This is a genomic window from Arthrobacter sp. RCC_34, from assembly GCF_041360795.1.
In the GTDB taxonomy this organism is placed as follows: Bacteria; Actinomycetota; Actinomycetes; order Actinomycetales; family Micrococcaceae; genus Arthrobacter_E.
Genome location: NZ_JBFUPW010000001.1, coordinates 1,068,910 through 1,091,844 on the forward strand (window position 1 = coordinate 1,068,910; position 22,935 = coordinate 1,091,844).

At 68.5% G+C, this 22,935-nt stretch carries 18 protein-coding genes and 1 tRNA gene; 18 read left to right on the forward strand and 1 reads right to left on the reverse strand.

Annotation, left to right across the window (positions count from 1 at the left end):
• Positions 1-133: 133 nt before the first annotated feature.
• The 6 genes from AB6732_RS05055 (at position 134) to ndk (ending at position 7,985) form a co-directional block, all read left to right on the forward strand.
• On the forward strand, positions 134-1,144 hold the full coding sequence (locus AB6732_RS05055) for a TauD/TfdA dioxygenase family protein (RefSeq protein WP_370958840.1): 1,011 nt from the start codon (positions 134-136) through the stop codon (positions 1,142-1,144).
• Positions 1,145-1,327: 183 nt separating this feature from the next.
• Positions 1,328-2,104, forward strand: coding sequence for an SDR family oxidoreductase (locus AB6732_RS05060; protein WP_370958842.1), 777 nt, complete (start codon positions 1,328-1,330; stop codon positions 2,102-2,104).
• A 335-nt stretch (positions 2,105-2,439) separates the two neighbouring features.
• Positions 2,440-5,700, forward strand: a complete 3,261-nt coding sequence (gene ileS / locus AB6732_RS05065; protein WP_370958844.1) for an isoleucine--tRNA ligase — start codon at positions 2,440-2,442, stop codon at positions 5,698-5,700.
• The gene (locus AB6732_RS05070) at positions 5,697-7,058 is read left to right on the forward strand and encodes a folylpolyglutamate synthase/dihydrofolate synthase family protein (RefSeq protein WP_370958846.1); all 1,362 of its coding nucleotides are present in this window, start codon (positions 5,697-5,699) and stop codon (positions 7,056-7,058) included. The genes ileS and AB6732_RS05070 overlap by 4 nt, the downstream gene beginning before the upstream one ends.
• 2 nt (positions 7,059-7,060) lie before the next feature.
• Positions 7,061-7,498 (forward strand): DUF4233 domain-containing protein, encoded by a 438-nt coding sequence (locus tag AB6732_RS05075; protein WP_370959597.1) that lies wholly within the window; start codon positions 7,061-7,063, stop codon positions 7,496-7,498.
• 73 nt (positions 7,499-7,571) lie between these two features.
• Positions 7,572-7,985 (forward strand): nucleoside-diphosphate kinase, encoded by a 414-nt coding sequence (ndk, locus tag AB6732_RS05080; protein ID WP_107002925.1) that lies wholly within the window; start codon positions 7,572-7,574, stop codon positions 7,983-7,985.
• A 68-nt stretch (positions 7,986-8,053) separates the two neighbouring features.
• Here the strand turns inward: ndk and AB6732_RS05085 are convergent, their stop codons facing one another.
• A complete protein-coding gene (locus tag AB6732_RS05085) occupies positions 8,054-8,695 on the reverse strand; it encodes a vitamin K epoxide reductase family protein (RefSeq protein WP_370958849.1) in 642 nt (213 codons plus the stop codon).
• A 457-nt stretch (positions 8,696-9,152) separates the two neighbouring features.
• Between AB6732_RS05085 and AB6732_RS05090 the strand changes: the two genes are divergently transcribed.
• From AB6732_RS05090 to AB6732_RS05145, 12 genes are all read left to right on the forward strand, one after another.
• Positions 9,153-12,716, forward strand: coding sequence for an Rne/Rng family ribonuclease (locus AB6732_RS05090; protein WP_370958851.1), 3,564 nt, complete (start codon positions 9,153-9,155; stop codon positions 12,714-12,716).
• Between the two features lie 148 nt (positions 12,717-12,864).
• The gene (thiD, locus tag AB6732_RS05095; RefSeq protein ID WP_370958853.1) at positions 12,865-14,412 is read left to right on the forward strand and encodes a bifunctional hydroxymethylpyrimidine kinase/phosphomethylpyrimidine kinase; all 1,548 of its coding nucleotides are present in this window, start codon (positions 12,865-12,867) and stop codon (positions 14,410-14,412) included.
• Between the two features lie 286 nt (positions 14,413-14,698).
• Complete coding sequence (rplU, locus tag AB6732_RS05100) at positions 14,699-15,007, forward strand: 50S ribosomal protein L21 (protein ID WP_066210498.1); 309 nt, start codon at positions 14,699-14,701, stop codon at positions 15,005-15,007.
• 44 nt (positions 15,008-15,051) lie between these two features.
• Positions 15,052-15,312: a 50S ribosomal protein L27 gene (rpmA, locus tag AB6732_RS05105; RefSeq protein WP_066210496.1), complete on the forward strand. Its 261-nt coding sequence runs from the start codon at positions 15,052-15,054 to the stop codon at positions 15,310-15,312.
• 144 nt (positions 15,313-15,456) lie between these two features.
• Positions 15,457-17,067 (forward strand): GTPase ObgE, encoded by a 1,611-nt coding sequence (gene obgE / locus AB6732_RS05110; protein WP_370958856.1) that lies wholly within the window; start codon positions 15,457-15,459, stop codon positions 17,065-17,067.
• Positions 17,064-18,197, forward strand: a complete 1,134-nt coding sequence (gene proB / locus AB6732_RS05115) for a glutamate 5-kinase (RefSeq protein WP_370958858.1) — start codon at positions 17,064-17,066, stop codon at positions 18,195-18,197. The genes obgE and proB overlap by 4 nt, the downstream gene beginning before the upstream one ends.
• A 26-nt stretch (positions 18,198-18,223) precedes the next feature.
• The gene (locus tag AB6732_RS05120) at positions 18,224-19,528 is read left to right on the forward strand and encodes a glutamate-5-semialdehyde dehydrogenase (protein ID WP_370958860.1); all 1,305 of its coding nucleotides are present in this window, start codon (positions 18,224-18,226) and stop codon (positions 19,526-19,528) included.
• An 88-nt stretch (positions 19,529-19,616) separates the two neighbouring features.
• The gene (locus tag AB6732_RS05125; RefSeq protein ID WP_370958862.1) at positions 19,617-19,859 is read left to right on the forward strand and encodes a hypothetical protein; all 243 of its coding nucleotides are present in this window, start codon (positions 19,617-19,619) and stop codon (positions 19,857-19,859) included.
• Position 19,860: 1 nt separating this feature from the next.
• Positions 19,861-20,526, forward strand: a complete 666-nt coding sequence (gene nadD / locus AB6732_RS05130) for a nicotinate-nucleotide adenylyltransferase (protein WP_370959598.1) — start codon at positions 19,861-19,863, stop codon at positions 20,524-20,526.
• 69 nt (positions 20,527-20,595) lie between these two features.
• Complete coding sequence (locus tag AB6732_RS05135) at positions 20,596-22,173, forward strand: hypothetical protein (RefSeq protein WP_370958864.1); 1,578 nt, start codon at positions 20,596-20,598, stop codon at positions 22,171-22,173.
• 68 nt (positions 22,174-22,241) lie between these two features.
• On the forward strand, positions 22,242-22,643 hold the full coding sequence (gene rsfS / locus AB6732_RS05140; RefSeq protein ID WP_370958866.1) for a ribosome silencing factor: 402 nt from the start codon (positions 22,242-22,244) through the stop codon (positions 22,641-22,643).
• Positions 22,644-22,744: 101 nt separating this feature from the next.
• A tRNA-Ala gene (locus AB6732_RS05145) sits at positions 22,745-22,817 on the forward strand.
• Positions 22,818-22,935: the final 118 nt, after the last annotated feature.

The following is a 22,935-nucleotide window of genomic DNA, read 5'->3' on the forward strand; positions in this document are numbered from 1 at the left end:
CCACGTCGCACGGTTGAGCTGGAAGTCGGCGGACCTTTCGTCAGGCCCGAAACCCCGGTAGACACGGGGGTACGGCCTGCCCCGCGGCGGGTCCGCTGACCTTCCAGAAAGACGACCGAAAGGACGGCACGTGATGAGCACCATCGCCGCCACCAAACTTGAATTCACTCCGCTCAGCGCCCGCATCGGGGCCGAGATCCGAGGGCTGGACCTCAGTGGGGAGCTGGACCCGGCAACCGTGACCCAGATCCGCGAGGCCCTCAACCGGCACAAGGCCCTGGTCTTCCGTGAAGCGAACATCCTCACCGATGAGGACCAGGTCCGGTTCGCCAGTCACTTCGGCCCGCTGACCAAGGCGCATCCGACCGTCGCGTCCGTGGAAGGGGAGGAGAACGTCCTACCCGTGGACAGCGAGAACGGCTCTGCCAACACCTGGCACACCGACGTCACGTTCGTGCTGAACCCGCCCCAGGCTTCCACCCTCCGCAGCATCGAGGTGCCGGCCTACGGCGGAGAGACACTGATCGCGACCACCGAGGGCGCCTACCGTGACCTGCCCGAGGAACTGCGCCGCTTCGCGAACACCCTCTGGGCGATCCACACGAACGACTACGACTACTCCGTCCCCAAGAACCTGGAGCACGCGACCGCGGAGGAACGGCGTAAGGAGTTCACCCGGGTCCACTTCGAGACCGCGCATCCCGTGGTCCGCGTCCATCCGCTGACCGGCGAGCATGGTCTCTTCATCGGCGGCTTCGCCCAGCGACTCCGGATCGTCGGTCTGTCCAACACCGAGTCCCGGGACATCCTGCGCCTGCTCCAGGCGTACGTCACTCGGCCGGAGAACGTCGTCCGCGTGAACTGGGAACCCAATCAACTGGTTCTCTTCGACAACCGCATCACCCAGCACTACGCGCCGGACAACTACGATTCCCAGCCGCGCCGGCTCAACCGCGTCACGATCGCCGGTGACGTTCCGGTGGGAGTCGATGGAACCGCCAGCCAATCGCTGCAGGGTGATTCCTCCGTGTACTCGGTGATCGCTCCCGTGGACGGCCGACAGGGCGGTCTCCCCGTGACGGCCGGAGCGCAGGAGACACCTGCACAGCAGCCTGACCAGGGGAGCGCTCGACATGACGCGTGACGGCGACTGTCCGGGTGGCTGTCAGGGGCCTTGCGAGGGCCTGAGGAACGGACGGAGGCGGAGGGGGAGTTGCCCTTCCGCCTCCGTCATCTCCGGCCCCCGATGGGCCTGGTTCCGCTGCGGGAGCTCCGGAGCGAAGGCTGCTGTGACACGGTGCTTCCCGACGCCGGTTAAAGTGGTGCCATGACGCTCCAGAACTCCCAGCCCCCTCGAATCGCTCTCGTCACGGGAGCCAGCACCGGCATCGGCGAGGCCACGGCCCGCCGGCTGAGTGCGGAGGGCTGGAAGGTTTACGCCGTCGCACGCCGCGCGGACCGCCTGGAGGCACTTGCCCAGGAGACCGGCGTCGTCCCGCTCGCGGCGGACATCAGCGAGGACGCCGACGTCGCGCGTCTGGTCGAGACCGTGACCGCCGACGGCGGCATCGACACCCTGATCAACGTCGCCGGGGGCGCTCGCGGCGCGGACCGGGTGGCGGACGCCGACACCGACGACTGGGAATGGATGTACCGGGTCAACGTCCTGGGCACCCTCAAGCTCACGAAAGCGTTCCTTCCCCTGCTGCGCGCTCACGGACGCGGCACGGTCCTCAACGTCACTTCCACTGCCGGCCATGTCGCCTACGAAGGCGGTGCCGGGTACAACGCCGCCAAGTTCGGCCAGGCCGCGCTCAACGACGCACTGCGCCTGGAGGAAGCCGAGCACAACATCCGTGTCATCGAGATCGCGCCCGGTCTGGTGCAGACCGAGGAGTTCGCCCTCCGCCGGCTGGGCGACGCCGAGGCCGCCGCGAAGGTCTACGCGGGGGTGGAGGAACCTCTGGTGGCCGAGGATGTCGCGGACGTCATCGCCTATGCCGTTCAGGCTCCGCATCACGTGAACCTCGCTCACGTGACCATCCGGCCCGTGGCCCAGCCTGCGGCCCATAAGCTTCTGCGCGGCCCGCTCGGAACCAACTAAGGACGGGATGCGCGTCCACTTCGCCGGGCCCACGCCACCTTGCGGTATCCGCTAAACTGGACACAAAGCTTCGACCCGGCCATCACCGGTGAGCTTCCGGAAGAAATCCCGTCCCGGCGGCGTCGTGCGCCAGGAGCAGCGGGAGAGTAGAACCGGACGGTCGTGCCCGTCACAGCGCACCAATGAGCGGTCGTCCCTCCGCAGCAGCGGGAGGACGGCAAGCGGGGTGGTACCGCGCCACCTGTCCCCAGCGGCAGGGAAGCGTCCTCGCGCAGTCGCACCGTGCCCCTGCGGGCACAGCGCGCCGACACGCAGCGAAACGCCAGGATGCCACAGTGACCATCTACCCCAAGGTCTCCTCCAGCGAGGACCGCACCGTCTCCGCCTCCGTCCGCTTCCCCGAGATCGAGAAGCGGATCCTCAAGTACTGGGATGAGGACGGCACCTTCCAGGCCAGTATCGACCAGCGGGACGCCGGAGTCGATGGCAGCAACGAGTTCGTCTTCTACGACGGTCCTCCCTTCGCCAACGGCCTGCCGCACTACGGCCACCTCCTCACCGGTTATGCCAAGGACCTCGTCGGCCGCTACCAGACGCAGCGCGGCAAGCGCGTGGAGCGCCGCTTCGGCTGGGACACGCACGGCCTGCCCGCCGAGCTGGAGGCCATGAAGCAGCTGGGCATGACCGACAAGACCCAGATCGCCGCCATGGGCATCGACAAGTTCAACGACGCCTGCCGCGCCTCCGTGATGAAGTACGCGGACGAGTGGAAGGACTATGTCCGCGCTCAGGCCCGCTGGGTCGACTTCGAGCACGACTACAAGACGCTCAACGTCGAGTACATGGAGTCCGTCATCTGGGCCTTCAAGCAGCTCCACGAGATGGGCCTGACGTACAACGGCTACCGCGTCCTCCCGTACTGCTGGAAGGACGAGACGCCGCTGTCCAACCATGAACTCCGCATGGATGACGACGTCTACAAGAACCGCCAGGACCAGACCGTCACCGTCACCTTCCCGCTCATCGCGGGGGAGAACCCGCTGTCCCGCGACCTCGAAGGTGTCCTCGCCCTCGCCTGGACCACCACCCCCTGGACGCTGCCCACGAACGCCGCTCTCGCGGTCGGGCCGGAGATCCAGTACGCCGTCGTGCCGATGGGTCCGAACGGCGTCAAGGCCTCCGACGTCCCCGAGGGCTCCCGTTTCCTGATCGCCCAGGACCTCCTGGCCGGCTACGCCAAGGACCTGGGATACGACGACGCCGCTGCCGCCGCCGAGGCGGTCACCGCCACCTACGCGGGCGCCCAGCTCGAGGGCATCGGCTACCAGCGCCTCTGGGACGACTTCGCCGACGCCGAGAAGTACGGCACCGAGAACGCCTGGCGCATCCTCGTGGCCGACTACGTCACCACCACCGACGGCACCGGTCTGGTCCACCAGGCTCCCGCCTACGGTGAGGACGACCAGAAGGTCTGTGAAGCAGCCGGGATCCCCGTCGTGCTGTCCGTGGACGAGGGCGCCAAGTTCCTGCCGCTGTTCAAGCACGGTGAGCTGGCCGACATCGCCGGGTTGCAGGTCTTCGAAGCCAACAAGCCGATCACGCAGCATCTCAAGGCTCAGGGCCGTCTGGTCCGCCAGGCGAGCTACGAGCACAGCTACCCGCACTGCTGGCGCTGCCGCAACCCCCTGATCTACCGCGCCGTGTCCTCCTGGTACGTCTCCGTGACGACCTTCAAGGAGCGCATGGTCGAGCTCAACCAGGAGATCAACTGGATCCCGGGCAACGTCAAGGACGGCCAGTTCGGCAAGTGGCTCGAGAACGCCCGCGACTGGTCGATCTCCCGCAACCGCTTCTGGGGCAGCCCCATCCCGGTCTGGGAATGCGATGGCGAGGAGTGCGAGCACCGCGAGGTCTACGGCTCCCTGGCCGAGATGCAGGCGGCTTTCGGCCGGCTGCCCGTCAACCACCAGGGCGAGACCGATCTGCACCGTCCCTTCATCGACGAGCTGACGCGCGTCCACGAAGGCTGCGGCGGAACACTGCGCCGCGTGGAGGACGTGCTCGACGTCTGGTTCGACTCCGGCTCGATGCCGTACGGCCAGGTGCACTACCCGTTCGAGAACGAAGAGTGGTTCAACACCCATAACCCGGCGGACTTCATCGTCGAGTACATCGGGCAGACCCGCGGCTGGTTCTACATGCTGCACATCCTGTCCACCGCGCTCTTCGACCGCCCGGCGTTCCGCAACGTCATCAGCCATGGCATCGTGCTGGGCTCCGACGGGCAGAAGATGTCCAAGAGCCTGCGCAACTATCCGGACGTGTCCGAGGTCCTTGATCGCGACGGTTCCGACGCCATGCGCTGGTTCCTCATGTCCAGCCCGATCCTGCGCGGTGGCAACCTGGTGGTCACCGAGCAGGGCATCCGCGACGGCGTGCGCCAGGTGCTGCTCCCGCTGTGGAACGTGTACAGCTTCTTCTCGCTCTACACCAACACTGCGAACGGCGGACAGGGCTACGAGGCGAAGCTCCGCTACGACGGCTACAGCGACGAGCTGGACCGTTACCTTCTCGCCAACACCGGCGCCTTGGTGACGACCGTCCGGGAATCGCTGGACTCGTACGACATCTCCGATGCGTGCGACGCCCTGCGCGAGTACCTGGACATGCTCACCAACTGGTACGTGCGCCGCAGCCGCCAGCGCTTCTTCGACGAGAACACGGATGCCTTCGACGCCCTCTACACGGCCCTCGAGACCGTGACTCGCGCCGCCGCGCCGCTCCTGCCCCTCGTGGCGGAAGAGATCTGGCGCGGCCTCACCGGCGGCCGGTCCGTGCACCTCACGGACTACCCGGACGCCGCGCTGTTCCCGCAGGACGAAGAGCTGGTCGCGGCCATGGACCGTGTGCAGCAGATCTGCTCCACGGGATCCTCGCTGCGGAAGGCCGCCAAGCTGCGCGTGCGCCTGCCGCTGCAGGAGCTGACCGTCGTGGCGCCCGGTGGAGCGTCTCTGGAGGCCTTCGCCGGCGTCGTCGCCGATGAGCTGAACGTCCGCAAGGTCCGCGTCCTGGATGCCGAATCGGCCTCCCCGGAGGAGTTCGGCATCGAGCAGAAGCTCGTGGTCAACGCCCGTGCCGCCGGCCCGCGCCTCGGCAAGAACGTCCAGCTGGCCATCAAGGCGAGCAAGTCGGGCGATTGGTCCGTGGGCGACGACGGCGTGGTGACCGCGGGCGGGCTCGCCCTCGAGCCGCACGAGTACGCCCTGGAGACCGTGGTGGCCGAGTCGGAGGACGCGGGCTCCCGCGCCGCCGCGGTCCTGCCCGGCGGTGGCTTCGTGGTGCTCAACACCGAGGTGACGCCGGAGCTGGAGGCCGAAGGCGTGGCCCGTGACATGGTCCGCGCCATCCAGCAGGCCCGCAAGGACGCCGGGCTCGAGGTCTCCGACCGGATCCGCACCCGCATCGGCGCCGATCTGGCGACCGTGGACGCCCTCGAGGCGCACCGCGAACTGGTCAAGGGTGAGACCCTGAGCCTGGAGCTCGACCTGGCGACCGCAGATGAGCCGACCGTGATCGTGGAGAAGGTGGAAGCATGAGCGACGAATTCTCGGTGGAGAGCGTTTACGCCGAACTGCTGGGGCGTGCTCCGGAGAACAAGATGGAGCCGCGCCTGGCCCCGCTGTTCCGGGCGATGGAGGTGCTGGGCGAGCCGAACAAGGCGTGCCCCATCATCCACATCACCGGGACCAATGGGAAGACCAGCACGGCCCGCATGATCGAGCAGGGCCTGATCGCCCACGGGCTCAGCACCGGCCGGTACACCAGCCCGCACCTGTCCAAGGTGACCGAGCGCATCAGCATCAACGGTGAGCCGGTCAGCGACGAGACGTTCGTGCGGATCTGGGATGAGATCCGTCCGTACCTCGCGATCGTCGACGCCGAGCTGGAAGCGGATGATCAGCCGCGCCTGACGTACTTCGAGTGCCTGACCATCCTGGGCTACGCGGTCTTCGCAGACCAGCCCGTGGACGTCGCGGTCATCGAGGTGGGCCTGGGCGGCATCACCGACGCCACCAATGTGGGCGACGGCGCGGTCTCCGTGGTGACCCCGATCTCCCTGGACCACACCGATCTGCTGGGTGACACCACGGGCGAGATCGCCGTGGAGAAGGCCGGGATCATCAAGCCCGGCGGTTTCCTGGTCAGCGCCGTCCAGCCGCGGGACGCGGCTCAGGTGCTCCTGGAGAAGGCCCAGGAAGTGGGCGTGCCGTTCCGTTTCGAAGGCGTCGAGTTCGGTGTGGAATCCCGCGCCGTGGCCGTCGGCGGGCAGATGCTCGACATCCAGGGCCTGGCCGGCCGCTACGACGAGGTCTTCCTCCCGCTGCACGGCGCCCACCAGGCGGAGAACGCGGCTGTGGCCGTGGCCGCGCTGGAGGCGTTCTTCGGCGGGGGAGAGCGTGAGCTCGATCCCGGGGTGCTGCGCGAGGCGTTCCTCAACGTCACCTCGCCCGGTCGCCTCGAGGTGGTCCGCACCGCTCCGACCATCATCGTGGACGCGGCGCACAACCCGGACGGCATCCGCGCCTCCGCCGAAGCGATCCAGGAGTCCTTCAGCTTCAGCAAGCTCGTCGTGGTTCTGGGCGTCCTTCAGGAGAAGGACGCCGCCGAGATCCTCAACCAGCTCAAGGAGTCCCTGGGCGACCTGGCGGAGGAGATCTGCCTGACCCAGTCCACCTCGCCGCGCGCCATCCCTGCCGCGGAGCTGGCTGAGCTGGCCGTGGATCTGGGATGGGGCGAGGAGAACGTCCACATCTCCGAGAAGCTCGACGACGCCATCGAATGGGCCGTGGCCCGCTCCGAGGCGAACGATGACCTGAGCGGAGGGGTCCTCATCACCGGTTCGATCACCGTGGTGGCGGAGGCCCGCATCCTGCTCCAGGCCAAGGGGGCATGAGCATGGCGAAACTGACCCGCGCGCAGCGGGAATGGCGTCCCGGGACCCCGAAGAAGGCCCGCTCGACCAAGGTCACGTTCGCCTCGACCGTGCTGGTGCTCGAAGCGTTCGTGATGTTCTTCGCCGCGCTGGTGGTCTTCGGCCTCCGCAAAAGCGAGCCGATCGCCCCGGTGCTCCTGGGTGTCGGCATCGGCCTGGCCGTCCTCATGGTGCTCTCCTGCGCTTTCCTGCAGAAGAAGTGGGGCTACGGCCTGGGCTGGGGCATCCAGCTGCTGCTGATCCTCACGGGCTTCCTGGAATCCACCATGTTCGTGATCGGCATCCTGTTCGCCATCACGTGGTGGTACGGACTCCGGGCCGGCGGGCGGATCGACCGGGAGCAGCGTCAACGCGCCGCCGAGCAGGCCCGCTGGGAAGCCGAGCACCCGGACGAGGCCTGAACCGCCGTCGTCGGGCGGCCCGGCCACAACCTAGAATCGTTACGGAACCAACCACCTCTTTTTGGGAGCAGTAGTGAGCATTGAGCGCACCCTCGTCCTCGTCAAGCCTGACGGCGTCCAGCGGCAGCTGACCGGGGCCATTCTGGCCCGCATCGAAGCCAAGGGCTACACCCTGGCCGCCTTGAAGAAGCTCGACGCCGGCCGCGAGCTGCTGGAGCAGCACTATGCGGAGCACGAAGGCAAGCCCTTCTACGAACCGCTGCTCGAGTTCATGCAGTCCGGCCCGGTCGTGGCGGCCATCGTCGAGGGCGACCGCGTGATCGAGGGCTTCCGTTCTCTTGCCGGGACCACGGACCCCACCACGGCCGCCCCGGGCACCATCCGCGGCGACTTCGGCCGCGACTGGGGTGTCGCGGTCCAGCAGAACCTCGTGCACGGCTCCGACTCGGTCGAGTCCGCCGAGCGTGAGATCGCCATCTGGTTCTGAGAACGTCGGCCTTAAAGCACCATGCCGGTCCAGGAACTCTCCTGGACCGGCATTGCTGTCTCCGGGACTCACATGGTGGAGCCGAAGAAGACCCCGCTGAAGCGGATCAGGATCGAGGCGATCACGCCGATGTAGAGCAGCGCCACGAGCGGCCAGGCGAAATCGCCCACGGACCTCCGGAACTTCTCCGGGACGGGGATGACCCCGTGGACGATGTTCCGCACCGTGACCCACACGAACATGGGGATCATCATGGCCCAGACGATCATGCAGAACGGGCACAGGATGCCGATAGAGTAGAGGGCCTGGGACCACAGCCAGCAGACGAACGCGAAGCCGAGGGTCACACCCGTCTGGAGGCCGAGCCAGTACCAGCGTGCGAAACGGGCGCCGGAAAGCAAAGCCATGGCGGTCGTGATGATGACCGGGAACGCCACGATGCCGATGAACATGTTCGGGAATCCGAACACGGAGCTCTGCGCGGTCTGCATGACCTGGCCACAGGAGATCCACGGGTTGATGTCGCAGATGGTGGCGTGGTTCTTGTCCTGCAGCACTTCCAGCTTCTCGATGACGAGCCACCATGACGCGATGAAGCCGACGACGCCGGTCACGAGCAGGAGCCACGCGAAAGGCCGGTGCCGGGTCATGAGGGGAAGCGCCTTCTCATCCTGGTGCTGGGTGGGAGTGCCTCCCGCGGCGGTACTCATGCGCTGGCGTGTCCTTTCGATAAGACCGGTATGCCGCCGATTGTAACCATGGGACCTCCGGAAAAACTCCGAGCACTGCGCCACGGTGCGGGAAAGCCCGTTCTCGGGCTTTTGTGGGATGATGGGTACGGCTGGGCCCGGTCCACACCCGGAGCCCTGGCCCAGTGTGATGCCCGCAAGATCCACGTGATGCGTCGGGTGCCCGATCACCGGAGGGATGCTTCGTCGCTTCCCGCCCCGGAACCAGGCGCCCTGAAGCCACTGTGGCACCTGGCCGTAGTCCTTACGGCGGGTTCCAGGCTCCATTGGCCCGAGCCGGCCGTAGTCCTCGCGTTGTGCAGAGGCACGCAGCCGCCGGGTACCTACTGACTTTCGTCGGTGCCCGAGGGTGCTGACTTCGTGAAACGCCTCGCGCGGGACCGGGTGTGGGGGCTCCCGTCGGGCGGGAATGTTGACCATGGATTCCGAAAATCTCCCCGCAGGGGAAGCAACGAACGCAGAACAGAACTCCACGGAGGCGGTGAAGAAGCCCGCCAGGTCGCGACGCCGTATCGCGTCCGCCCCTGCCGGCGCACCGACTCCGGTGGCCGAGACTCCGGCCGCACCTGAAGCCCCCGCGGCTGACGCCGGGGAAGCCCCCGCGAAGACCACCACGCGTCGTCGTCCGTCCCGGGCGAAGGCCGCCGTCGCGGAAGAGTCCGCCCCGGCTGCACCGGCAGCAGAGCCCGCCGCCGCGAGCACTGAAGCGCCGGCGAAGGCGCCTGCCCGCAAACGCGCGCCCCGCAAGGCCACCGCTCCGACCGCGTCGCCGGAGCCCCGCGCCGAGGCCGAGACGGCTCCGGCGGTCGTGGAAGCCCCGGCCGCTGAAGCTCCCAAGACGTCCACCCGTAAGGCGCCCGCTCGCCGCCGCAAGGCAGCCGACGCCGCGGCCGCGGAGCCCCGGCAGCCTGAGGCCGCTGCCGCCCCGGCCGTGGAGAACGTGGCGGCCGAGACGGTGGCCGCTGAGGCTCCGGCGCAGGTCACGAACCAGCAGGACACGAGCCGGCAGGACGCCAATAGCCAGGGCTCGCGGTCGTCGCGTGGCCGCCAGCAGGCCGACCGGTCCAAGGGTGCTCGCGCCGAAGGCGGTCGCCCCCAGAATTCCCGGAGCCGAAACGCCCGTTCGCAGAACGCCTCCGCGGCCGCCACGGATCGCGCCGCCGAACGGCAGCCCGCCGCTCCGGCAGCCGAGGAGACGGCCGCGCCGGTCCGCCGTCGCCGGGTGAGCAAGTACAAGGCGGCGCCGCAGGCGGTCGAGGCCGAGGTCACCGAGCCGGCCGAGTCCGCTCAGGAGTCCGGTGCCCCCGCGCAGGCCACGGAGCCGGCCGAGGCCGTGCGGATCGTCGCCCCCGAGCCGGTGCCCGCCGAGGAGACTGCCCCTGCCGAGACTGCCCCTGCCGAGAAAGCCGCGGAGCCTGCCGCCGCGGTCGAGGCCTCCACGGACGCCGTCACTGAGGAGTCGGCCGAGGAGACCTCCTCGGTCTCCGGCCTCTTCCTGGCCCCCGCAGATGTGACGTCCGTGCTCTTCCACGCCCCTGATCTGTCGCTGGCCTTCCCGGAAGGCGAGGAGACCGAGGACGGCGAGGATGAGGAGGACGAGGACGACTCCACCGAGGGCGCCGGCAGCCGCTCGCGCCGCCGTCGTCGCGGCCGTTCGCGTGGCCGCAGCGGCGAAGGCGCTGAGGAGGCGTCGCCGGCCGAAGAGGACACGGAGGAGAGCGACGGCGTGACGTCGCGCCGCCGTCGTCGTCGCCGCCGGGGCGATCAGGACCTCGAACTGACCGGCGGCCTGGACGACGATCCGCCCAACACGGTCACCCGGGTCCGCGCGCCGCGCACGCCGTCGGAGACCGTCAGCAACAAGGTCACCAGTGTGAAGGGCTCCACCCGCCTGGAGGCCAAGAAGCAGCGCCGTCGTGAGTCCCGTGAGTCGGGCCGCCGTCGCCAGGTCATCACCGAGGCCGAGTTCCTGGCGCGCCGCGAGTCCGTGGACCGCCAGATGGTGGTCCGCCAGAAGGACGACCGCATCCAGATCGCCGTCCTCGAGGACGGCGTGCTCGCCGAGCACTTCGTCTCCAAGACCCAGCAGGACTCCCTGATCGGCAACGTGTACCTGGGCAAGGTCCAGAACGTGCTGCCGAGCATGGAAGCCGCCTTCGTCGACATCGGGCGCGGCCGCAACGCCGTGCTGTACGCGGGTGAGGTCAACTGGGACAGCGTGTCGCTGGAGGGCAAGCCGCGCCGCATCGAGAATGCGCTGAAGTCGGGCGACTCCGTGCTGGTCCAGGTCAGCAAGGACCCGATCGGCCACAAGGGCGCCCGCCTGACGAGCCAGATCTCCCTCCCGGGCCGCTACCTGGTGTACGTGCCGGGCGGTTCCATGACGGGCATCTCGCGCAAGCTGCCCGACGTCGAGCGCAACCGTCTCAAGCGCATCCTCAAGGACCGTCTGCCGGAGAACGCCGGCGTGATCGTCCGCACCGCGGCGGAAGGCGCCTCGGAGGAGGAGCTGACCAACGACATCAACCGTCTCCGCGCCCTCTGGGAGTCCATCGAGTCCCAGACCGGCTCCACCAAGGTCCTGGCCCCCGAGCTGCTCTACGGCGAGCCGGACCTGACCATCAAGGTGGTCCGTGACGTCTTCAACGAGGACTTCTCGAAGCTGATCGTCTCCGGCGAGGAGGCGTGGGACACCATCGAGGCCTACGTGACGTACGTGGCCCCGGATCTGGTGGGCCGCCTGGAGAAGTGGACCGACGCGAAGGACATCTTCTCCGCGTGGCGCATCGACGAGCAGATCCACAAGGCGCTGGACCGCAAGGTCTTCCTGCCGTCCGGCGGTTCGCTCGTGATCGACCGGACCGAGGCCATGACCGTGGTCGACGTCAACACCGGCAAGTTCACGGGCAGTGGCGGAAACCTGGAGGAGACCGTCACCAAGAACAACCTGGAGGCGGCCGAGGAGGTCGTGCGCCAGCTCCGCCTGCGGGACATCGGCGGCATCATCGTGATCGACTTCATCGACATGGTGCTCGAATCCAACCGCGACCTGGTGCTCCGCCGCCTGGTCGAGTGCCTGGGCCGTGACCGGACCAAGCACCAGGTGGCCGAGGTGACGTCGCTGGGTCTCGTCCAGATGACCCGCAAGCGGATGGGCACCGGCCTCCTGGAGGTCTTCGGTGAGCAGTGTGAGCACTGTGCCGGCCGCGGCGTCATCACGCATGACGAGCCCCTGGACACCCGCCGTCCCACCGGCCACTTCGAGCACCAGCACGGCGTGCGTCCGGAGACCCCGCAGCAGCCGAGCGCCCGATCGGAGCGCAAGCGCCGCCGTGGACGTTCCAGCGCTGCGACGGTGGAGGAGACTCCCGCGCAGCAGCCGGCTCCGGAGCACGACGACGAGGACAAGGCCGCGAAGGCCGCCGCCACCCGTGCGGTGCTCGCCAACATCGCTGCCGCGGCTCACGCCGCGCATTCCCACGATGGGGAACACGGTCACGAAGGCTCTGAGGACGACCAGACGGATCGTCCGGCGGCCGTCCTGACCATCGGCGGCGAAGTGGTCGAACTGCCCCTGGGCCAGGTTGAGGAGACCGTTCAGGAGCCGGCGCCCGTGCTGAGCCTGGATGCCCTCGCAGCGGCCTTCGACAGCATCGGCGGCCCGTCGGCCCCCGTGACGGCGGCTCCGGCTCAGGAAGCCGCTCCGGCTCAGGAACCGGCAGCGGAGCAGGCGGCTCCCGCCGCGGAGGCCCGCGAGGACAAGGCCCCTCAGGCTTCACGTCCCGCGCGCCGTCCTCGTGCGTCCCGCCGGGCTCAGAGTGCCGTCGGCGCCTCGGATGTCCAGCAGGTGGAGGTGACCGCGGCTCAGGAGAGCGGGTCCGTTCGCAGGGCGTCCGTGCAGGCCGGGCAGGCGCGGGACAAGGGTCCCAGCGGCGAGGAGCCGCTGGTGCTCGGTGTCGGCGTGCCCGCATCCGAGCTGTGAGTCCGGCCGTCTTCGGACGGCTGGACGTGGTCGAAGACCGTCTGCGGACGGCATGTGACCGCTGAAGCACCTGACAGGAGGGGGCGTGGCGAATGCCGCGCCCCCTCCTGTATTACATTGGGGGCACATCCCCGATTGGAGTTCCGCCATGACCCGTGTCCCCGTCGCATCGTCGCTCCTGCCGACGGAGGTTCCGCCCCGGCCGCGGGTGCTCAGCATCGCCGGATCCGATCCGAGCGGGGGAGCCGGCATCCAGGCGGATCTCAAGAGCATCGCGGCCAACGGCGGCTACGGCATGGCGGCGATCACGGCGCTGACGGCCCAGAACACCCAGGGAGTCCGAGGGGTGCACGTCCCGCCCGTGGAGTTCCTGGCGCAGCAGCTCGAGGCGATCAGCGACGACATCACCGTCGACGCCGTGAAGATCGGCATGCTCGGCAATGCCGCGGTCATCGACACCGTCAGCTCGTGGCTGGAACAGCATCGGCCACCGGTCGTGGTCCTGGATCCGGTCATGGTGGCCAGCAGCGGGGACCGGCTCCTGGATGCCGCAGCGGAGGCCGCCTTGGAGCGCCTGCTCGGCCTGGCCGACGTCGTGACCCCCAACATCCCCGAACTGGCCGTGCTGCTGGGGGAGAGCCCTGCGGTCGACTGGGAGACGGCCCTGGAACAGGGCAAGCGCCTCGCCGCCGCCCACGGGGTGTCCGTGCTGGTCAAGGGTGGTCATCTGGAGGGCGAGACGGCCTGGGATGCGCTCGTGGATCTGAGCGGCCGGTCGGTCTCTGACGTCACAGTGTTCGAGGGTCCTCGCGTGGAGACACTGAACACTCACGGGACCGGTTGCTCGCTCTCCTCCGCCGTGGCGACGCTGCTGGGCGCCGGGCACGACTCGGAGCATGCCGTGCGCCAGGCGAAGGCCTGGCTTCTCGAGGCCATCAAGACCTCGTCCGAGCTCCAGGTGGGCCATGGGCACGGACCGGTGAACCACTTCCACCACGGGGTCCTCGCGGGCGCCCGCAGCCAGGCGGCTTACGCCGGGGAACTATGGACCGCCGCCGCAGCGGATCTGGAACGGATCCATGCGCTGCCCTTCATCGAGCAGCTGGGAACGGGAAGTCTGGCGGAAGCGGACTTCGCCTACTACCTGGCGCAGGACGCCCTGTACCTCAACGCGTACTCGCGCGTGCTGGCCGCTGCGAGCACGCTGGCCCCCACGGAGGCCGAGCAGGCCTTCTGGGCCAAGGGCGCCCGCGAATGCCTGGAAGTGGAGGCCGAGCTGCACCGCACATGGCTCGTCGGCCGCGAGGTCAGCCTGACTCCCGGTCCGGAGACGCGTCAGTATGTGGACCACCTGCTCGCCCGCGCCGCCGAGGGGGACTACGCCGTCCTGGTCGCCGCCGTACTGCCCTGCTACTGGCTCTACGCCGAAGTGGGCGCCACGCTGTTCCGTGAGTTCGAGGAGGCGGGTGCGCCGGTCAGCCACCCCTACGCGGTGTGGCTCCGCAGCTACTCGGATCCGGCCTTCGCCGAGTCCACTCGGCAGGCCATCGCCTGGACCGCCCAGGCGGCCCGGCAGGCCGGTCCGGCCCGCTGGGCCCGGATGCAGGAGGCGTTCGCGGTGTCCTCCGGCTTCGAGGTGGACTTCTTTGACGCGCCGCGCCGACGTGGTCCGCGGAGTGCGCCCGGTATCCGCTAGACTTTTATGTCGGGAAAGGCGCCACGTGGGGCATACCACGTTCGGCGCCCTGTGGACCAGCCTCATTTGCAGCGAGGGTGAGGACTAGCGTAAGCTAGACCTTCGGTGCTAACGCCAACCCATGGGTATTGCGGGAAGATCCTGAAGAGGAATCGCCCGGACTCCTTTATCGGCCCCTTATCGTAGGGTCCGACGGCGCAGAGGCACAGCCAGGACCTGATGGGAGATTTCCCTCTGGTCCGGCACGCAAACTTAGTAAGAATCGTCGAGAGAAGTGAGTTCCCAAGTGGTGTACGCGATTGTCCGCGCCGGCGGCCGTCAAGAAAAGGTCTCGGTTGGAGACTTCGTAACCCTGAACCGCGTCGCCGGTGAAGTGGGTGGCACCATCGAGCTGCCTGCCCTCCTGCTGGTGGATGGTGACAAGCTCACCACGAAGGCTGCCGATCTGGCCAAGGTCAAGGTCACTGCCGAGATCCTGGAAGACCTGCGCGGCAAGAAGATCGTCATCCAGAAGTACAAGAACAAGACCGGTTACAAGAAGCGTCAGGGTCACCGTCAGGAACTGACCCGCGTCAAGATCACCGGCATCAAGTAAGACCCTTCACGGGATTACTTCTACCTAGAAGGCAGGCATAAGGCATGGCACATAAGAAGGGCGCGAGTTCCACTCGCAACGGTCGCGATTCGAACGCTCAGTACCTCGGTGTGAAGCGCTTCGGTGGTCAGGTCGTCTCCGCTGGTGAGATCCTGGTCCGTCAGCGTGGCACCCACTTCCACCCCGGCAACGGTGTTGGCCGTGGCAAGGACGACACCCTGTTCGCCCTGACGCCCGGTGCTGTCGAGTTCGGCACCCGCCGTGGACGCCGCGTTGTCAACGTGGTGGCCGCAGCCGCTGAGTGATCAGTCGCACACTTTCGATGGGGCGGGCCTGAGGCCCGCCCCATCGGCGTTTAACATCCCGACCAGGCTCTGGCCGGGACCATAGAATCATTGTGGAAGCCGCGCGTCGACGCGGATCTTCGACAGCAGAACAAAGGAGAACCAGTGGCGAGCTTTGTGGACCGTGTGGTCCTGCACGTCTCCGGCGGCAATGGGGGACACGGTTGTGTCTCCGTCCATCGGGAGAAGTTCAAGCCACTGGGTGGTCCCGACGGCGGCAACGGCGGCAATGGCGGAGACGTGGTGCTCCGGGTCGATCCGCAGGTCACCACTCTCCTCGAGTACCACCACTCGCCGCACCGCCATGCGGGCAATGGCGGACCCGGCATGGGCGACTGGCGCGGCGGCAAGGCCGGCGAAACCCTCGTGCTCTCCGTCCCCGAGGGCACGGTCGTCAAGGACCGCGACGGCGCCGTGCTGGCCGACCTCGTGGAGCCCGGCACCGAGTTCATCGCCGCAGCCGGTGGCATCGGCGGCCTGGGCAACTCCTCGCTCGCTTCGCAGCGCCGCAAGGCGCCCGGCTTCGCCCTCCTCGGCATCGAGGGGGAGCAGCGGGACATCGTCCTGGAGCTGAAGTCGATCGCCGACGTCGCGCTGGTCGGGTTCCCGTCCGCAGGCAAGTCGAGCCTCATCGCCGCCATGTCCGCAGCGCGCCCGAAGATCGCGGACTACCCGTTCACCACCCTGGTCCCGAACCTCGGCGTCGTACAGGCCGGCGATGTCCGGTTCACCATCGCCGATGTGCCTGGTCTGATCGAGGGCGCGAGCGAGGGCAAGGGCCTCGGCCACAACTTCCTCCGTCACGTGGAGCGCTGTGCCGCCATCGTGCACGTGCTGGACTGCGGCTCCTTGGAGTCGGACCGTGATCCGCTGAGCGATCTGGACATCATCGAGCGGGAACTCGAGCGTTACGCCGTGGACATGGCGTACGGCGACGGAGAGGTCATCCCGCTCAACGAGCGTCCCCGCATCGTCGCGCTGAACAAGGTCGACCTGCCCGACGGCAAGGACATGGCCGAATTCGTGCGTCCCGACCTGGAGGCCCGCGGCTACCGCGTCTTCGAGGTGTCCGCCACGAGCCACGAGGGCCTCCGGACCCTCGGCTTCGCGATGGCTGAGCTGGTCCAGGAGGCTCGCGATCGGCTCGCCGTCGCGGCGCCCGTGGTGGCCCTGACCGTCCTCCGGCCCCGCGCGGTCAATGAGACCGGCTTCGTCATCCGCCGCGAGGAACGCAATCTGGAGCCGCTGTTCCGCGTCCGTGGCGAGAAGCCCGAACGCTGGGTCAAGCAGACCGACTTCGAGAACGAGGAGGCCATCGGCTACCTCGCGGACCGCCTGGCCAAGCTCGGCGTGGAGACGGAACTGTTCAAGATGGGCGCCAAGCCCGGTGACACCGTGGTGATCGGCGACGACAGCGGTGTCGTGTTCGACTGGGAGCCGACCATGGCCGCCGGCGCGGAACTGCTCGCGTCGCCGCGTGGCACGGACATCCGTATCGCCGACGCCGAGACGAGCTCGCGTCCCACGCGCGCCCAGAAGCGTGAGGAGCAGCAGGAACGCCGCGACGCCAAGGCCGCCGCCCGAGCCGAGCTGGAAGCGGAGCGCAAGGCCGGCATCTGGACCGAGTCCTCACAGGGGCGCCGGCAGGACAAGGCCGCCGCCGTCGAACGTGACATCCTCTCCGCCGAAGGCCTGGGTGACGAGGACGAGGCATGAGCCTCGCACCGCTCACGCAGGAGGGCCGCGCCGTCCTGCGTGACGCCAAGCGCGTGGTGGTCAAGGTGGGCTCGTCCTCGCTGACCAGCATTCAGGGCGGGATCTCCGAGGAATCGGTGCTCGCCCTCGTGGAGGCCCTGGCGGAGCGCCGCAACGGCGGCACCGAGGTCATCCTCGTGTCCTCGGGCGCCATCGCCGCGGGCCTGGCCCCCCTGGGCCTGGCGCGCCGTCCGCGCGATCTCGCCACCCAGCAGGCCGCCGCGAGCGTCGGACAGGGACGGCTCATGTCGCGCTACACCCAGGCGTTCTCGGTGCACGGCATCACCGTCAGCCAGGTGCTGCTCACGGCGGAGGACCTGGTCCGCCGCACGCAGCATGCCAATGCCTTCCGGGCTCTGGACCGGCTGCTGAATCTCGGCGTGGTGCCGATCGTCAATGAGAACGACACCGTGGCCACCCACGAGATCCGCTTCGGCGACAATGATCGTCTCGCCGCGCTGGTGGCCCACCTCGTGCGGGCCGATGCTCTGCTGCTCCTCTCCGACGTCGACTCCGTATATGACGGTCCGCCGAAGGACGGTGCGCGCCGCATCGCCGAGGTGCGCGGCCCGGAGGACCTCGCCGGCGTCGTGGTCGGGAGCGCCGGCAAGGCGGGCGTCGGCACCGGGGGCATGGCCACTAAGGTGCAGGCCGCGAGCATCGCGGCCGGGTCCGGCATCCCCGCGCTCGTGACGTCCACGGCCAACGCCCAGGCCGCCCTGCAGGGCGAGGACGTGGGGACGTGGTTCTCCGTCCAGGGCGACAGGAAACCCATCCGTCTGCTCTGGCTGGCGCATCTGGCTACCGCACGCGGTGAGATCGTGCTCGACGACGGCGCGGTGCGGGCCGTGACGCGGAACCACCGCTCGCTGCTGCCGGCGGGGATCACCGCCGTGCGCGGTGAATTCGAGGCCGGCGACCCGGTGGACCTGGTCGATCCCGCCGGAACCGTGGTGGCTCGCGGGCTCGTGAATTACTCCGTGGAGGAGCTGCCTCGGATGCTCGGGCGGTCCACCAAGGAGCTGGCGCGCGAGCTGGGCCACGAATATGAACGCGAAGTGGTTCATGTTGACGACCTGGTCGTCCTCTGAGGCGGACACTGGCCTAAACTTGTCGCATGACTGACACCGCTCTTTCCACCGGCCTCGACGACGCGCAGCTGCACGGCGTCGAAGCCGCGGTCCACGCGATCGCCGACCGGGCACGCACCGCGTCCCGCCGGATCGCCCGTGCCACCCGGGCACGGAAGGACGAAGCGCTGCGAGCGATCGCCGCAGCGCTTCTGGACCACGAGCCACGCATCCTCGCCGCGAACGCCCAGGATGTGGAGCGCGGCCGGGGCAACGGCACGTCCAAGGCGATGCTGGACCGCCTGAGCCTGACTCCCGCGCGCATCCAGGGCCTCGCCGACGCGCTGGAGAACCTCGCCTCCCAGCCCGATCCCGTGGGGACCGTGGTCCGCGGCCAGACCCTGCCGAACGGCCTGCGCCTGCGCCAGGTCAACGTGCCCATGGGCGTGGTGGCGGCCATCTACGAAGCCCGCCCCAACGTGACCGTGGACATCGCCGGGCTCGCGCTCAAAGCCGGGAACGCCGTGATCCTCCGTGGCGGCTCGGCTGCCGCCAGCACCAACGAGGCACTCGTGGAAGTCCTGAGGGACGCCCTGGACTCCGTCGGTCTGCCCGCGGACGCCATTCAGACCATCGACGCCTACGGCCGTGACGGCGCCAACGTGCTCATGCGGGCGCGTGGGCGTGTGGACGTCCTCATCCCGCGCGGCGGCCGTGAGCTGATCCAGACCGTGGTGCAGAACTCCGCCGTTCCCGTCATCGAGACGGGCGAAGGCAATGTGCACATCTACATCGACGAGTCCGCCTCCGAGGACATGGCCGTCGAGATCCTCCTCAACGCCAAGACTCAGCGTCCGAGCGTCTGCAACACCGTGGAGACCCTCCTGGTGCACTCGCACTCGACCGTGCTTCCCGCCGTGGCACGTGCCCTGCGCGACGCCGGCGTGCGGCTCCACGTCGACGGGCGGGTCGCGGCGCTGCTGCCTCCGGGCGAGGACGTCTCGGCCGCCACGGACGAGGACTGGGGCACGGAGTACATGGACCTCGACCTCGCGGTGGCGATGGTGGACACCCTCGACGAGGCGCTGGAGCACATCCGCACCTGGAGCACGGGCCACACGGAAGCGATCCTGACGAACGATCTGCGCAATGCGGAGAAGTTCATCGCGGAGATCGATTCCGCAGCGGTGATCGTGAACGCCTCGACCCGTTTCACGGACGGCGGCGAGTTCGGGCTGGGCGCCGAGGTGGGCATCTCCACGCAGAAGCTCCACGCCCGCGGGCCGATGGGCCTGGGGGAGCTGACCACCACCAAGTGGATCGTCCAGGGCGAAGGGCAGACCCGCGCCTGAGTGCGGGTAGGATTGAACAACGTCACGGCGGCAGCGTCGCTGGTCGCCCCCGGAGTGATCCGGGAAGAAGCACTGTGAAGGGAACACCATGTTGGCTCAGCTGGCCACCACTGTAATCCAGGCAGCCGCCGAGGGCGGCCACGAAGAGCTCGCTCCGCTGATCGCCCCGCCGTTCGTGGTGGGCGGCGTGATGATGGCGATCCTGCTGACGCTTCTCTTCATCACCGTGTCCTACAGCAATCTGGGCAACCGTCACGACGCCGTCGAGGAACACGCTGATCCGCACCGTCAGCACACCAACAAGCACGATCACAGCCACCAGGGACACTGACATTCCCAGCGGCACCCAGGAGCCGCGCCGTCACCGCCTCGGGGTGATGGGTGGCACCTTTGATCCGATCCACCATGGGCACTTGGTGGCCGCCAGTGAGGTGGCCGCCAAGTTCCATTTGGACGAAGTGGTCTTCGTCCCCACCGGCGAGCCCTGGCAGAAAGCCAAGAAGAAGGTCAGCCCGGCCGAACACCGTTATCTCATGACGGTGATCGCCACGGCCTCGAATCCGCGCTTCACCGTCAGCCGTGTCGACATCGACCGTGCAGGTCCCACCTACACGATCGACACGCTCCGGGATCTCCACCGTCTGCGTCCGGGCTCCGACCTGTTCTTCATCACGGGTGCCGATGCCATGGCCCAGATCGTCTCCTGGAAGGACTCCGAGGAACTCTGGAAGCTGGCTCACTTCGTGGGCGTCACCCGGCCCGGGCACGAACTCGACGCCCTGGGCCGTGAGGATGTCAGCCTCCTGGAGGTGCCGGCCATGGCGATCTCCTCCACGGATTGCCGCGCCCGCGTGGCCGAGGGAAATCCGGTGTGGTACCTCGTGCCGGACGGTGTTGTGCAGTACATTGCCAAGTACGGCCTGTACGAACGCGATGCGGCATCTTCTGTCCCGGGGAACCCTGACGTGCTGCCGTCCGTTCCTTCACGGGGACGCTGAACACTTGAACGGCGGGGCGGGCCTTTCGCGGGCACCCCGCACCATTGAACGGAACTGGATGATTAACTGATGAGTCAGGAAGAGCAGCCTTTCCGCACACGACGAGAACTGCGTGAGGCGCGCGAGCGGGCAACGGTGCAGACCACCGCTGCGGACTCGCCGACTCCTGACGCTCAGCAGGACGAGCCCACGGGAGGCGGCTCAGTCGCGCCCGCGGCCGACAACGCCGACAAGCCAGTTCGGACTCCCGCGGCAAGCGGGCAGACCGCCCCTCCCACGGGCCGCACGCGCCGCGTCGCCGAAGGTCCGATCGACGCCGAGCCGGTACGTACGGAACGCAGCTCGCAGCTGCGGGCGCGGGACCGCGCCGCGCTCCGGGCCATCAAGGATCTCGCGGAGAAGGAAGAACAGCTCAGCGGTGGCACGCCCACCCGCAGGCAGCGACGGCTCCAGGAACTGGCCCTCGAGACGAGGCAACGGCCCGTGGTGCCGATGCCCCCGTCCGACGGCGCCGGGCCTGGACAGAGCGGTTCGGGCGATGAAGGCACAGGGCGCCCCGCTATGGGCGTCAGCCTCGGCCCAGTCCCCGGCACTGGAGCGGTGCGAGTCGTCCCGAAGAGCGCGGGGGAGCCCCTTCCCGAGGACATGAGCCTCGAGGAGGCGCTGGCGGAGCGTGAGCGGTTCACCGCCCAGGCCCAGGAGTACTTCGCGAAGCTCGCCGAGAACCCCGGCGCGGCTCCCGGCGAGGTGGACCAGGACGTCCTGGCCGAGCAGATCGCCATGGCGGAACGCGCCGCGATCCTCAACCAGCGCGCGCAGCGCAAGGAAGAGCTCGCCCGGGAGGCGGAGAACGCCAAAGCCGGACCCAAGCCTTCCTTCGCTCCGGCCACCGCCCACAATCTCGGGGCCGTGTCCCGGGAGGAGACGGTCGAGGTGCCCGGTGTGGCCCACCCCGTCATCAAGGCTCCGACCACTCAGGTCCAGATCCCGGTGCCGCCCCGCAAGCCGCAGAAGCCGGCGGCCGCCCCGACCGCGCCCGGGCCGGGCGAGGAAATTGCGCCTGAGACGGTCCAGGTGCAGCGTGTGCCCGCACCGGGTTCGGAGTCCGTCGAGCCGGAGACGAGGGCGACGACGGCGGCAGCTCAGCCGGAGGCCCCCGTGCCGGGTTCGGCGAACCACGGGAAGAAGGGCGGCAAGGGGCGCAAGCCCGGACGCCGCGCACAGCTGCTGGCTCAGGCGGAGGCCCTCGCCAGCGCCGGAGAGACTGAGGGGGAGGCGGCCGGCGTCGTCGTTCCTGCGGCCGATGGTCCGGCGCCGGAGACGCAGAATCTCGGCAAGGTCTTCACCCCGACGGTTCCGGTGGCCGCGCCCGTGACGGTGGCGGAGCCCGCGCCCGCGCCGCGCGATGCGGCCCGGCAGACACCCGTCAAGCCTGCGGCCGCGCCGCAGGCTGCGCCTGGCGCTGTGGCCGTGGAATCGCGTCCGGTCGCCGCGCGGGACGCACATGGTCTGGACCCGCTGGACGTAGGCACGGCCGGCGTGCATGTCGCCACGCGGCTGCGGCTGTTGTACTGGGGTGTGCTGGCGCTGGGCGGCGTGGCGCTGGTGGTCGGTGTGATCCTGGCCATCTCCGCCGGTGGCCGCTGACCGCAGGGATTAGAATTGAATGATGCTGGCATCCGTCCAGCGGCAACTGTGTGTGACAAAGGAGACCTGTGAGCGCTAGCTCTTCCGCGATTGAAACGGCCCGACTGATCGGCAAGGCAGCTGATGACAAGCAGGCCGAGGAGATCCTGGCTCTGGACGTCAGTGAGCGCATGCCGTTCTCCGACATCTTCGTCATCGCCTCCGCCGCTTCCGAACGGCAGGTCAAGTCCATCGCCGACGAGATCGAGGAGCAGCTGATCGCCAGCGGCCGCAAGATCCTCCGTCAGGAAGGCCGCGCGGCCGGTCGGTGGATCCTCCTGGACTTCTCCGATGTGATCGTCCATGTCCAGCACGGCGAAGAGCGCGTCTTCTATGCGCTGGAACGCCTCTGGCAGGATTGCCCCGTGGTGGATCTCGAACTTCCGGAGCACTCCGCCGCCGCGAGCGATGAGGACGAAGCCAGCGCCTGAACGGCCCGCTGATTTGCTGCTCATCCGGCTGATGGTCTACACTGGATGAGTTGCCCCGGCCGGGAAAGCAGGCTTGATCGGCGGGGTGGACAAGTGAATACGGGGGTATGGCGCAGTTGGTAGCGCGTCTGCATGGCATGCAGAAGGTCAGGGGTTCGAATCCCCTTACCTCCACAGATGAAGGGCCGGTCGAGAGACCGGCCCTTCGGCGTTTCCGGGGTCGGCCTCTGCGGCGCACGACGCTTGCGGCACAAGGGGTCTTGCGCAGGCGGTCCTGCCCGCGAAGACTGAA